Below are 12,632 nucleotides of genomic sequence, written 5' to 3' on the forward strand. Positions count from 1 at the left end.
TCGCCGCACCGCCGGCGGTTTTCCACGCCGAACGAGATGTGCCACCTTGGAGGAAGATGTTCTCGGTCATTGAACGTGCGCCGGTATTTAGGCCATGTGCATACGCAGCCTGGCGGGCAGCATACTGTTGATTGAATGACTTTCTGCGGAGGAGCAAAGCCCGCCTTTACCAAAAGGTGCAGGAACCACGCCTGCTATTCACTTTTGGTGTCAACTATCAGATTCCGCAGATAAACTTGCCGGCATCCATCAGATGCGTCCGTGATGCAACCCGATCACCGCTTTTCTAGATATCGATGCCAATAAATTTCCAATGCATGTTTCGCCCCAAAATCGCCATGCTGAATCTTAAGATGCTGGAGCACCGTCGCGATTACCTGCCTTTGCTGTTTGTTTAAAAATTTTAATTTTTTTTCAATCCACGAAGCCCTTGGCTCTCCGTTCGATACGGGCGGGGTTAACGTGTTAATCACGGTGTCCACCAAGGCATCTGCCTCGCAATAGTGCGCCACAATCAGATCGAGGTAAGCCGGTATGTAATAGCCAAAAGCGACATCAGAAAGACTCCTTAAAGCGTCTTCCGTATGAAATAGCGACATTAGGTCAATATTATTCCAGGTCTTGCCTTGAAATAAATTCGCCGCCTGTGCTGCCCCATCTGAAAAGCCACATTCCGGCGAAATTAAATCAGCATCCGAAGGCAAGCGCGCAGTCCCAAAATGATTTTTTATGGACAGTCTAATTAACGTATTTTCCATTAGTTACAACCTTTCAATTGCGAGTGGAGCTGGCAAACATACATGGTGCCTCGCACGGTCTCTCTTTAAAGTTGATGGGCCAAGTCGCCCCCACGAAAGCATTGATTCATAATATTGTTTCTGGCATCCACGCATGATTGCCCTGCGTTCATTTTGTCACGAATCACTGCGCAACTATCCATTGGCGAGCACTTTCTCGGCTGATCGCAGCTCTGGCCTTTTTTATCTTTTAGATGGTTGTAGTGGTCGTCGTTGCAGTCGCCCGGGGGCGGCGGATTATTTACAGTGCCGCAAACGTTTTTCCACCATTTTTGCGCTTGGGCTGGGAGGTCAGGCGGCGAATCTGGTAACTGTTCTGATGGTGGCGAAGTCTCACATGCCGCGCCATCAGGTAGAAATGCACACGATTGGACGCCCGGGGCGAGTCCAATCGGATCTGTGTGGGTCAGCGGATTTCCACCCACATAAGAATATGTGTTAATCCCACCCGCAAGGCCAATCGGATCGGACTGGATATACCGACCCAGGTACGGATCATATTCGCGATAGCCATTGTGCTGCGCGAGATCTCCTTGTCCCAGTACTGCCTCGGCATGCGCAGGTTATACACAAACGTATTGCCCGTGCCCTGCGGACCTTCATACGGATTTAGGGCCGGTCCGAAGGGGTTGGTTTCCCAACGCCACCCCACCTTGTTGGTGGCAGGTCGGTCACCTGTTTCGGGCTGCCCAGGTGGTCGGGCCAGACGTAATACGCGACGGCCGTGGCCGCGCTGTTCAGTCGCATGGTGGCGACCGGCCAGTCGCCCAGGTAGACCGTTTCCTGCACCATTTTGCCGGTACCGTCGTACTCGCCGAGGATATGGCCGGCCTCGTCATAGACCAGGCGCGTGACCACGCCGCTGACGGTCTTCTGCATGCGCTGACCGATGGCGTTGTACGTGTACGTGCCCAGCACCGTACTGCCTTCGGTGGTTTTGACCATGCGGCCGACGTTGTCGTACACGAAGGTCGCACCGCCGCGGCTGGTCTGGTTGCCCGCCGCGTCATAGCCGAAATAGACGACGGGGCTGGCAGTGATGCTGTTCGGGCGGTTGCTGGTAGTGCTGTACACAAACGGGGTGGTAGCCGATGCGGTGCGGTTGCCGTTGGCGTCGTAGGTGTAGCTCCAGCTGCCGGTGCCGGCGATGCTGGTGGTGGTCAGGCGGTCCATATTGTCGTAGCGATACGAACCCGCGAATTGCGGGTGCGCCGAATCGACGATGTCGGTGACGTTGCCGACGTTGTCGTAGCTATAGACCTTGCTGGCATCGCCCATGCTGATGCTGGCCGTGCGGCCGACCGCGTCGCCAGCGCGTTGCCATCTGGCGCCGTTGGCCCACGTCCACGCCAGCGGGGCCGACATGGCTTGCCAGGCCACATTGTTGATCAGCGACTGGCCGTTGAAGTGCGGGCCGCACCGGCCGCTTCCGGAGCTTGGCCCCATTGCGCCGGGCTCTTTGCAATCAAGGCAAAGGCGATCACGCCGCCGGAAGAAAGAGGGAAAAATCTCTCGCCGGTGCCAGACAAGGCCAAGGTCGTACTCGCCTACGCGGAGGGGTGTTTAGACCAGCGGGCTTCCGCCCTCCGACCAGGAGGTGAAGTCAAACAGAAATGGGAGGAATCAGGCATGACTGAATTGATCGAAACCACTGCTTTTTTGCACCTCTGCCTCAAGAGTCGTACGGCGCTGTTTTTCTGCTTGTGTCCCGATTCCAGCCAATGCGGCGTGAGCTTTGAGAATTAACGGACGAAGGGTAGCGGCCTCGACTTGAGGCGAAAAATCTGTATCGCGTCCTCTCTGCCGAGAGTTCCCACAAGTTTGTTCAAATCGGAAATATCGCCGACTTGTCCATCAGCCTCAATATCCCATGCCTTCTGGACTGCATATTCGGGGTCTGGATACTCACCGCAAATATAGTAGTGATCAAGGGCATCAAAGATCCTTTGAGAAGCCCATATCGCGTTAGTAATATCGCCGGAAGCACATAGTCTTAGCCCGTAACATATCGCTGCGGCAGCGTCTTCTGCGTAAGGCTCCGCCGCATGCACTGATTCTTCGTCTGTGGGGATCGCGGCAAAAGTGGCTTCCGCCAGGTGTGCCAGGTCTGATTGACTTATGGGATTACCACCGGCAAACAGCCATATCGCTTCCTGCGCCCGCGTGAACAACGCTTGTCGCGCAATATCGCGTTCGCCTTCAAGATATCGAAGTAGGGCAGGCATCAATCTCGAACTGCAGGAAGCACTTATTGCGGCAGCATCAGGCAACGCTAATTGCCTGATCATTCCTATAAGCTTTTCACTTCTTTCTAATGACATAAAGCGATCACCATTCGGTCGTTGGATTCCGTTTCGACCACCAATGCAATGCACCCTGTTCGCCATGCTCCGCCTCGCTCTCGTGACTGGTCTCCTACGCGTTTAACTGGCCATGGAAAAGTTCATCTGGATACGTCGCGTGCTGGAAGGAACTATGGTTAGCGATGTTGTGGATTTTATGGCGCGAAACTTATCATTAAGCTCCAGCATTGGTACGAGTTTCAAACTCCTCTTGTATCTACAATGACACCAGTAGTAAGCGATGCTCGATAAAATTTGCCCCCAATCACTTCAATTCCACCCCGTCACCCCCGCCGATGCCCCCGCGCTGGCCGACCTGCGCGCCGACGCCATGCGCCCCAGCCTTGAGCGCGTCGGTCGTTTTGATCTGGATCGGGCGCGTGCGCGTTTGCTCGACCACTTCAACCCCGCGCAAACCACCGCCATCGAATACGCAAACCAGCGCGTTGGTTTCTTCGTGCTCGATGCGCCCGCGGAAGATGGCAGCGTTTACATCCGCCATCTGTATCTAAGCCCGGCCGCGTCGGGCCAGGGTATTGGTAGTCAGGTGATGCTGCGCCTGTGCGCAGCGGCTGATGCGGGCGGGTATGCGCTGACGCTGGGCGCTTTGTTGGAGAGCGATGCCAACCGTTTTTATCAGCGCCACGGCTTTGTCGAAACGCATCGCGATGCTTTCGATATCTATTACCGACGTGAGCCCCAATCCACGTAATTGGCGCTGGGGTTGAGCGTTATTTCTGCTTGTATCCAACGTTACCGCTGCGCGCGACGCGTCGGCATTTCTGCGGGTATGATCCTTTCGGTCCATCGTCCGGCTGTCTTTTTCCGATGAAATTAAAAAATACCAAAGTGCGCTGGCTTATCGGCGTGCTGCTTGTGGTTGTGCTCGCGCTCGTTGCCCGGCATTTCTTGTTTAAACCCGCTCCGCCGCAGTATCTGAGCACGCCGGTGGCGCGCATGGATCTGGAAGACACCGTGCTGGCCAGCGGCACCATCAAGCCGGTCAAGCAGGTGAGTGTGGGTGCGCAGGTCAATGGTCAGCTCAAGTCGCTGAAGGTGGCGTTGGGCGATCGCGTCAAAAAGGGCCAGTTGCTGGCCGAAATTGACCCGGTGTTGCAAGAAAACGATCTGCGTAAAGCCGAGGCCGGGCTGGCCAATGTGCAGGCACAAAAGGCCAGCAAGCAGGCGTTGTTGGCGCAGTATCAGCTGACGTTGACGCGGCAGCAGACCATGTATGGCGAGGATGCCAGCGCGAAGGCGGATCTGGAATCGGCGCAGGCGCAGGTCACGTCCACCAAGGCGGATCTGGCTGCGCTGGATGCGCAGATCAAGCAATCGGCGGTGGAGGTGGACACTGCCAAGGCCAACCTGGGCTATACGCGCATCACCGCGCCCATGGATGGCGAAATCATTTCTGTGGTAACGCAAGAAGGCCAGACCGTGGTATCGGCCCAGAGCGCGCCCACGATTCTGATCATGGCCAATCTGGACACGATGACGATCAAGGCGCAGGTGTCGGAGGCCGATGTGGTGCGCGTGAAGGCCGGGCAGCCGGTTTACTTTACGATTCTGGGCGCGGCGGACAAGAAGTTCAGCAGCACCTTGCGTGCGGTGGAACCCGCGCCGGAAAGCATCAGTTCTGAAAGCTCGACCACCACAACCACCAGTACCAGCAGCACCACCGCCGTGTATTACAACGGCCTGTTTGACGTGCCCAATCCGGGACATGTGTTAAAGACCGATATGACGGCGCAGGTTTCGATTGTGCAGGGCGCGGTCAAGCAAGTGTTGGCGATCCCGGTGACGGCGTTGGGGCAGAAGGCGGCCGATGGTTCTTATACCGTGCGGGTGGTGGGGCCGGATGGGCACGCGCAGCCGCGCAAAATCACTACGGGCCTTAACAATAACGTCAACGTGCAGGTGCTGACGGGTCTAGCGCTGGGCGACAAGGTGGTGGTGGGCGATTCCACCCAGATCAAACCGGCCAGTGATGAAGACCAGCATCGCGGCCCGCCGCCGGGGCACTAAGCATGAGCCAGGCACCCAAGCCCTTATTGCAGCTGTCCGGGCTGGAACGGCGTTTTCCGGCGGGCGAAGAAGAAGTGCGCGTGCTTAAAGACATCAACCTGACCATCCACGCGGGTGAGATGGTGGCGATTGTCGGGCAGTCGGGTTCGGGCAAATCCACCTTGATGAACATCCTTGGTTGTCTGGATCGGCCGTCGACGGGCAGCTACAAGGTGGATGGCCGCGAAACGCGCGAGTTGCAAGGCGATGAACTGGCCACGCTGCGGCGCGAATACTTTGGTTTTATCTTTCAGCGTTATCACTTGTTGCCGCATTTAAGCGCCGAAGAAAACGTCGAAATCCCGGCGGTGTATGCCGGCGCCGACAAGCAACAGCGCCGCGAGCGGGCGCGGTCCTTGCTGGGCCGTCTGGGTCTGGATAACCGCACCTTGCACCGCCCCAGCCAGTTGTCGGGCGGGCAGCAACAGCGGGTGAGTATCGCGCGCGCGTTAATGAATGGCGGCGACGTCATTCTGGCCGATGAGCCCACGGGCGCGCTGGACAGCCACAGCGGCGAAGAGGTGATGAATATCTTGCGCGAGCTGCATGCGCGTGGTCACACCGTCATCATCGTGACGCACGATATGCAGGTGGCCAGCAACGCGCAGCGCATTATCGAATTGCATGATGGCGAGGTGGTGGCCGACCGGCCCAATGGCGAGCAGCGTCCCGATCAGACCACCTTGCTTGATGCCAAACCCACCCGCCGCCAGGCCATGTGGATGGCGGCCTGGGGCCGCTTTGGCGAGGCCTTCAAAATGGCGTGGATTGCCATGGCGTCGCACCGCATGCGCACTTTGCTGACCATGCTGGGCATCATCATCGGTATTACCTCGGTGGTGTCGATTGTGGCGCTGGGGCAGGGCGCGCGGCAGAAGGTGATCAACGACATCAGCTCAATCGGCACCAACACCATCGACATCGTGCCGGGCAATGGCTGGGGCGATGATCGCGCCAGTACCATCCACACGCTGAACGCCAATGATCTGAGCATTTTGCAGCAGCAGTTCTATATCGACAGCGCTACGCCGGGCGTCAGCGGCAGCGTGATTTTGCGCTACGGCAACGTGAAAGCGTCGGCGTCGGTTAGCGGTGTGGGCGAGCAGTATTTTCGCGTGCGCGATATTGAAATGGCCGATGGCCAGGCGTTTTCGAATGCCGATGTGCGGCGTCAGGCGCAGAGCGTGGTGATCGACGACAACACGCGCAACAAGTTGTTTAAAACCTGGGAAAACCCGGTCGGCAAAGTGATCTTTCTGGGCGGCATGCCCGCCACCGTGGTGGCCGTCGCCAAGAAAAAAGAAAGCGCGTTTGGCAGCAACACCAGTCTGGAAGTTTATTTGCCGTATACCACGGCGATGGGGCGTTTGCTGGGGCAGACCTATTTCAACAGCATCACCGTGCGCGTGCGTGACGGCATGCCCAACGATCTGGCCGAGGCCAGCCTGACCAAGCTGCTGACCTTGCGCCATGGCACCAAGGATTTCTTTACCAATAGCAGCGACAGCATTCTCAAAACGGTGGAAAAAACCACCGCCACGCTCACCTTATTGATCTCGGCAATTGCGGTGATTTCGCTGGTGGTGGGCGGCATTGGCGTGATGAACATCATGCTGGTGTCGGTGACCGAACGCACTCATGAAATCGGCATCCGCATGGCGGTGGGCGCGCGGCAGAACGACATCATGCAGCAGTTTCTGATCGAGGCGGTTCTGGTGTGCCTGATCGGTGGCTTGATTGGCGTGGTGCTGTCGTTTGGTATCGGCGCGGTGTTCTCGATCTTTGTAAAAGCGATGTCGATGCAGTTCTCGATTGCTTCGATTGTGGCGGCGTGCGTGTGCTCCACGCTGATCGGCGTCATCTTCGGCTATCTGCCCGCGCGTAATGCGGCGCGGCTGGATCCGATCCAGGCGCTGGCGCGCGAATAAGCGGCGGCCCATCGACATGCGTTATTCATCAGGTTGTCGTTTTATGAAAATTTCGATTCTGGCGGCGGCAGTGCTTGCAGGTGGTGTGCTCAGCGGCTGCGGCAGCGCGCTGCAAACGCAATACCACACGCCTGCGGCCAGCTTGCCCGCGCAATGGAGCGGCTCGGCCGATGCGACGGCGTTAGCTGCCACCACCAGCACGCCGTGGTGGCATGCGTTTAACGATCCGCAACTGGATGCGCTGATCGAACGCGCGCTCAGCAGCAATAACGATCTGGCCGCCGCAGGCTGGAAAGTGCGCCAGGCGCGGCTGCAAGCGGGGCTGACCGATACCAATCTCACCCCGACGGTAAGCGTCGGCGCCAATGGCAGCCTGGCCAAGCCACTGAATGGCGGCGCCAGCACGCGCACCTATGGCGTGACCGGCTCGCTGAGCTATGAGATTGATCTGTGGGGCAAGCTGGCGCGGCAGCGCGATGTATCGCAATGGGAAGCCACGGCCACTGAGCTGGATCGGCAAAATACCGCGCTTAGCCTGGTCGGCACCACGGCCGACTTGTACTGGCAACTGGCGTATCTCAACCAGCGCATCGCCTCCACCGAACAAAGCATCGCCTACGCAGAGCGCACGCTGGCGCTGGTAAAAACGCAGCACGCGGCGGGTGCTTCCAGCGGGCTGGACGAAGTGCAATCGGCCCAATCCTTGGCCACGCAACGCGCGGGCCTGGCCACGCTGGTGCAGCAACGCGAAGAAGCGCGCAATGCGCTGGCCATCCTGTTTGATCAGGCGCCCGAAAACCGCAGTGCTGAATTGCCCCAGTTGCCCATCGGCAGCCTGCCCGATGTGCCAGCAGGCGTCCCCGCCGACGTGCTGGCCAGGCGCCCCGATCTGCAAGCGGCCGAAGCGCGTTTGCGCGAGAGCCTGGCCAATGTCGATTACACGCGCGCCAGTTTTTATCCGGCGTTTACGCTCACCGGCAGCGTGGGCACCAGCAGCACGTCGCTGGCCAATGTGCTGCGCGATCCTGTCGGCACGCTGGGCGCGGGTTTGACCTTGCCGTTTGTGCAATGGAATACCACGCAGCTCACGATCAAGGTGTCGCAGGCACAGTATGAGCAAGCGGTGGTGACGTTCCGCCAGACCCTGTATTCGGCGTTCGCCGATGTTGAAAATGCATTGTCGGCGCGCACGCAATACCTGCAGGAACAGCAGCAGCGGCAACTGGCTTTTGACTACGCCGTGCGCGCGGAAAGGCTCAGCGAAACCCGCTATCGCGTTGGCCAGACCAGTGTGAAAGATTGGCTTGATCAACAAGAGGCACGCCGCACCGCTGACTTGGCGTTAGCGGAAAACCGCTATAACCAGTTGTTAAATCTGATGAAGTTGTACCAGGCCGTGGGCGGCCAGCCCCTGTAGCGGCTGAAGGCAATGTATCGATGTAAGACCCCGCCCACAGCGATAGCAGCACGGCGGGGGCTGCAAACTGTGGCGTAGTGTGTGAATTTTTGGGCCTGTACACAGACATTACTGGCCCAACTTTCTCAAGAGCGATATTTTGAGAAAACGTGGCTTTCGATAAAAGTCAGCCGCCTGAACCCACAGACCGACGCCATCATGCCCCGTGCCCAGCTCAACCCGATCGAACTCGAATATCAGACGTTTGGCCAACCCGAAGACACGCCCGTGTTACTGATCATGGGTCTGGGTATGCAACTGCTCGGCTGGCCCGAGGAGTTCTGCCGCAATCTGGCCCGAGCGGGGTATTACGTTATCCGCTACGACAACCGCGATGTCGGTTTGTCGAGCAAGCTGGAACAACTGGGCCGGCCGCCGCTATTGCTTAACATGCTGCGCCACAGCCTGGGCTGGAAGATCCCCGCGCCATACACGCTGGACGATATGGCCGAAGACGCCATTGGCTTGCTCGATACGCTGGGTATTGCGCGTGCGCATGTCGTGGGCGCTTCAATGGGCGGAATGATCGCGCAACTGGTGGTAACGCATGCGCCGGAGCGTGCGCTGTCCTTAACCAGCATCATGAGCACCACCAGCGCACCCGGTTTGCCGGGGCCCACGGTGGCGGCGCGCGCCTGTTTAACCCGTCGCCCGCCGCGCAAGGCATATCTGCCGGAACAACGCGAGCTGATGGTCGAGTTCATGCTCAATAATCTGCGCGTGCTGCAAAGCCCCGGTTTCCCGATGGCGGATGAGATTGCGGCCGCGCGGATTCGTGAATCGCTGGATCGGTCGCTGTACCCGGCCGGCGTATTACGCCAGTTACTGGCGGTGGTGTCCGCACCGGATCGCAGCACTTTACTGCAGCAAATCAAAACGCCGTCGCTGGTGGTGCACGGCGTGGATGACCCGTTGATTCCGCTGGCGGCCGGGCAAGATACCGCCGATAAAATCCCTGGCGCGCGCTTTGTGGCGGTACATGGCATGGCGCACGACCTGGCACCCGGCGTCTGCGCCCGGCTGGAAGCGCTGATGCTGCCGCATTTTGCAGCGGCCGAAGACCTTGCGCGCAGCCGCATCACCGCCACCGCCGAAGTCATCGAATAAACCCAGGCAAGGCGGGCTGACGCCAGCGCGAGCGAAGCTCAGCGACTGCCGTCGTGCTGGCCTGATCGCGGTTGGCCGCTGGCGGCCCGCGTGGGCATGGGCTAACCTGGATGAATCATCCGCCGAGCACATCCCATGATCGAACGTTGGCTTCTCGCCGCCATCCATTTGCTGGCCTTCGCCTTTGCGCTCGCCGCCATCCGCAATCGCGCCCGTGCCTTACGCCAACCGGTGCCGCTGTTCGAGCCGCGCGACGTACTGCGACAAGACATGTTGTGGGGCCTGGCCGCGCTGGTGCTACTGCTCACCGGCCTGTGGCGCGCTTTCGGCGGTCTGGAAAAAGGCGCGCAATACTATCTGCACCAGCCGTTTTTCCATCTCAAAATGACCTGCCTGGCGCTGATCCTGATCCTTGAAGCGTGGCCCATGCGCGCGCTGATCAAATGGCGCGTCGCCCGCAGCGCCGACCCCGCCGCGCCACTGCCCGGCGCACGCAAACTGGCCATCATCTCCGACGTACAACTGCTGTTGCTGCTACTGATGGTGCTCGCGGCCACGGCAATGGCGCGCGGTGTGATGATGGGGTAGGGCCGCGCGTCAGGCGGTTTTTTTGAGGCTGGGCGCGGACGCTTCGCCCTCCGTATGCGGCTCGGTTTCTGTGCGCCGACGCGGTCGACCGCCTTTCTGGCCATTGATGCGTGACGCGGTTGCTTTCGCTTCGCTGCTGCGACTGCCGTTGCGCGCCGCCACCACCGATGCCGCCATTTTCAATAGTGGCTCGCTGGCCGCGATCAGGCCCGCGATGGAAACGTGGAGGTCGCGCGATTCCAGCGCCAGCCCGGCGCCCTCCAGGCAGATCTCCAACTGATCAAATTCCGTTGCATCCAGTGCGGCGAACTCAGGGTAGTTACGCACGGGCAACGCCACCGCGCTATCGTCAGCGAACCCGATCAGCAAGGCTTGTAGCGCCGACACATAGCGCACCGAGGTCGCGTGTAGTTGCGTGGCCTGTCGACGCCTCCCGCGCTCAATGGCGCGCGCTAACACCTCAGCGGTGACCACTTCATCCGGACCATCCTTGGCCCGTACCCTCTGGATATTCATAGTGCGATCTCCACTTGCCGGGGCTCTCCCGCAAGGTATAAAAACGTCTTCGATACCTCGGCTTCATACCGGGCCGCAACAATAACGGGCGGGCCCAGGCGTCCATCGGGAGGACCCCCCACGCGCTGCGCGGTGGCGTCCCAGGATTGATTTTCCAGGCAGACAGTGCCGGTGCCCAGCCACCACAACGCACGCGCCTTGCGAAGGTGATTTGCCTTTTTCATCTCGGTGCGAAAACCGCTCCAGCAACTTCACCGCCGGGCTGTTTTGCAAGGGATGCACATCCCAAAGCGCCACCCGATTGTCCCAGAAGCTGAACACAAAACGCGCGTCCCAATCCGGCGTCCGGACGTGCAAATGCGGAGGACAGTGTTCGTCGCGTACAAAAACTGAAAACACATATCCGTCGTAGCTGAAGACTTTCATTTATAACCCATCTGTTAGGTTTTGTCTGGTTTGTGAAGGGCGACGTTTGACACGGATAACCCGGGCCGCCCGCGAGCAAGCACGCAGACTACACCGGCAAAACCCAAGATCATTCCGAACGCTCACCAAACATTGACGCCCATCAAACCCGCGCCGCTGCTGGATTGAGGGCCTTCAAACCGCAATCAAACCCGTCCATACGGCAATCAGAAAACTCGCTATTTATGCCACCTCGAAGTCACCACGCGGACCCGCCACACCACCAAACGGCTAAACCAACCCACAGCCGCCGCCGGTTTCCAACACGTCTAGACGTTCATATCGTTGTAATGAAACACCCCCATCATTCGCCTCGAACCAAACCACAACATCGAGGATCACGGAAATGCTGCCACGCCTGTTTGCTGCCGCCCTTGCACTAAGCGCCACTGCCGCCTGGGCCGATACCACGTTGACCGTTTACACCGCGCTGGAGGCCGATCAGGTCAAGGCGTATCAAGACAAGTTCGAGCAAGAAAACCCTGGCCTGCATATCAACTGGGTGCGTGATTCCACCGGCGTGATCACCGCGCGCTTGCTGGCGGAAAAAGCCAATCCGAAGGCGGATGTGGTGATGGGTGTGGCTGCGTCGTCGCTGCTGATCCTGGACAAGGAAGGCATGCTGCAGCCGTACGCGCCCAGAGGCGTGGAAAAGCTGACCCGGTCGTATGTGGATAGCAAGAATCCACCCGCCTGGGCCGGCATGGATGTATGGGGCGCAACGGTCTGTTTCAACACGGTAGAGGCCGCCAAGCTGGGTCTGAAAAAGCCGGAGTCGTGGAAGGACCTGCTCAAGCCCGAGTTCAAAGGCAAGATCGTGATGCCGAACCCGGCTTCCAGCGGCACCGGTTATTTTGATGTGACCGCATGGCTGAAGATTTTTGGCGAAAAGGGCGGCTGGGATTACATGGATGGTCTGCATCAGAACATCGCCCAGTACGAACACTCGGGCAGCAAGCCGTGCAAGCAAGTGGCGGCGGGCGAATATCCGGTAGGCATTTCGTTTGAATATCGCGCGGCCACGCTGAAGAAGGGCGGTGCGCCGATTGATCTGGTATTCCCGAAGGAAGGCCTGGGTTGGGATCTGGAAGCCACCGGCATCATGAAGGGCACCAAAAACCTGGACGCTGCCAAAAAGCTGGCGGACTGGTCGGCTTCGCTGTCGGCCAACCAGTTGTATGAAAAGAACTTTGCCGTGGTCGCCATCCCTGGCGTGGCCAAGCCCATCGAATTTATCCCCGCTAATTACGAGCAGATGCTGATCAAGCAGGATCTAGGCTGGTCCGCCAGCAATCGTGATCGCATCCTGGCCGAATGGACCAAGCGTTACGACAGCAAGTCCGAGCCGAAATAAGCCTTGCCTCTT

Annotated in this window: 13 protein-coding genes; 8 read left to right on the forward strand and 5 right to left on the reverse strand. The window is 58.9% G+C overall.

Annotated elements, in window-relative coordinates; translation table 11 throughout:
• Window positions 1-275: 275 nt before the first annotated feature.
• From WG78_RS22565 to WG78_RS18635, 3 genes are all read right to left on the reverse strand, one after another.
• Entirely contained in the window at window positions 276-758 is a 483-nt protein-coding gene (locus WG78_RS22565) for a DUF6714 family protein (RefSeq protein ID WP_152969297.1), read from the reverse strand.
• A 65-nt stretch (window positions 759-823) separates the two neighbouring features.
• Window positions 824-1,339, reverse strand: coding sequence for an RHS repeat-associated core domain-containing protein (locus WG78_RS23430; RefSeq protein WP_373278996.1), 516 nt, complete (start codon window positions 1,337-1,339; stop codon window positions 824-826).
• A 67-nt stretch (window positions 1,340-1,406) separates the two neighbouring features.
• Complete coding sequence (locus WG78_RS18635) at window positions 1,407-2,162, reverse strand: hypothetical protein (protein ID WP_161805151.1); 756 nt, start codon at window positions 2,160-2,162, stop codon at window positions 1,407-1,409.
• A 3-nt stretch (window positions 2,163-2,165) separates the two neighbouring features.
• Here WG78_RS18635 and WG78_RS22760 point away from each other — a divergent pair, with 3 nt between their 5' ends.
• A complete protein-coding gene (locus WG78_RS22760; RefSeq protein ID WP_161805152.1) occupies window positions 2,166-2,543 on the forward strand; it encodes a hypothetical protein in 378 nt (125 codons plus the stop codon).
• Here the strand turns inward: WG78_RS22760 and WG78_RS18640 are convergent.
• A complete protein-coding gene (locus tag WG78_RS18640) occupies window positions 2,540-3,118 on the reverse strand; it encodes a hypothetical protein (protein WP_152969298.1) in 579 nt (192 codons plus the stop codon). The genes WG78_RS22760 and WG78_RS18640 overlap by 4 nt on opposite strands.
• A gap of 262 nt (window positions 3,119-3,380) precedes the next feature.
• Here WG78_RS18640 and WG78_RS18645 point away from each other — a divergent pair, with 262 nt between their 5' ends.
• The 6 genes from WG78_RS18645 to WG78_RS18670 all read left to right on the forward strand — a co-directional run bounded on the left by WG78_RS18645 (window position 3,381) and on the right by WG78_RS18670 (window position 10,285).
• Window positions 3,381-3,851: a GNAT family N-acetyltransferase gene (locus WG78_RS18645; RefSeq protein WP_053939354.1), complete on the forward strand. Its 471-nt coding sequence runs from the start codon at window positions 3,381-3,383 to the stop codon at window positions 3,849-3,851.
• Window positions 3,852-3,967: 116 nt separating this feature from the next.
• On the forward strand, window positions 3,968-5,167 hold the full coding sequence (macA, locus tag WG78_RS18650; protein ID WP_053939355.1) for a macrolide transporter subunit MacA: 1,200 nt from the start codon (window positions 3,968-3,970) through the stop codon (window positions 5,165-5,167).
• A 2-nt stretch (window positions 5,168-5,169) separates the two neighbouring features.
• Complete coding sequence (gene macB, locus WG78_RS18655) at window positions 5,170-7,134, forward strand: macrolide ABC transporter ATP-binding protein/permease MacB (RefSeq protein WP_053939356.1); 1,965 nt, start codon at window positions 5,170-5,172, stop codon at window positions 7,132-7,134.
• A 43-nt stretch (window positions 7,135-7,177) separates the two neighbouring features.
• On the forward strand, window positions 7,178-8,551 hold the full coding sequence (locus WG78_RS18660; RefSeq protein WP_053939357.1) for an efflux transporter outer membrane subunit: 1,374 nt from the start codon (window positions 7,178-7,180) through the stop codon (window positions 8,549-8,551).
• A 198-nt stretch (window positions 8,552-8,749) separates the two neighbouring features.
• On the forward strand, window positions 8,750-9,697 hold the full coding sequence (locus tag WG78_RS18665) for an alpha/beta fold hydrolase (RefSeq protein WP_083459379.1): 948 nt from the start codon (window positions 8,750-8,752) through the stop codon (window positions 9,695-9,697).
• A 135-nt stretch (window positions 9,698-9,832) separates the two neighbouring features.
• Window positions 9,833-10,285 carry a DUF2214 family protein gene (locus WG78_RS18670; RefSeq protein WP_053939358.1) on the forward strand — a complete coding sequence of 151 codons (453 nt, stop codon included), beginning with the start codon at window positions 9,833-9,835 and terminating at the stop codon, window positions 10,283-10,285.
• Between the two features lie 9 nt (window positions 10,286-10,294).
• Here the strand turns inward: WG78_RS18670 and WG78_RS18675 are convergent, their stop codons facing one another.
• Window positions 10,295-10,801, reverse strand: coding sequence for a DUF2442 domain-containing protein (locus WG78_RS18675; RefSeq protein ID WP_152969299.1), 507 nt, complete (start codon window positions 10,799-10,801; stop codon window positions 10,295-10,297).
• A gap of 811 nt (window positions 10,802-11,612) precedes the next feature.
• Here WG78_RS18675 and WG78_RS18685 point away from each other — a divergent pair.
• Window positions 11,613-12,620 carry a putative 2-aminoethylphosphonate ABC transporter substrate-binding protein gene (locus WG78_RS18685; protein WP_053939360.1) on the forward strand — a complete coding sequence of 336 codons (1,008 nt, stop codon included), beginning with the start codon at window positions 11,613-11,615 and terminating at the stop codon, window positions 12,618-12,620.
• The last annotated feature ends 12 nt before the right edge of the window (window positions 12,621-12,632 follow it).

Origin of the sequence: Amantichitinum ursilacus, assembly GCF_001294205.1 — a bacterium.
GTDB classification, from domain to species: Bacteria; Pseudomonadota; Gammaproteobacteria; order Burkholderiales; family Chitinibacteraceae; genus Amantichitinum; species Amantichitinum ursilacus.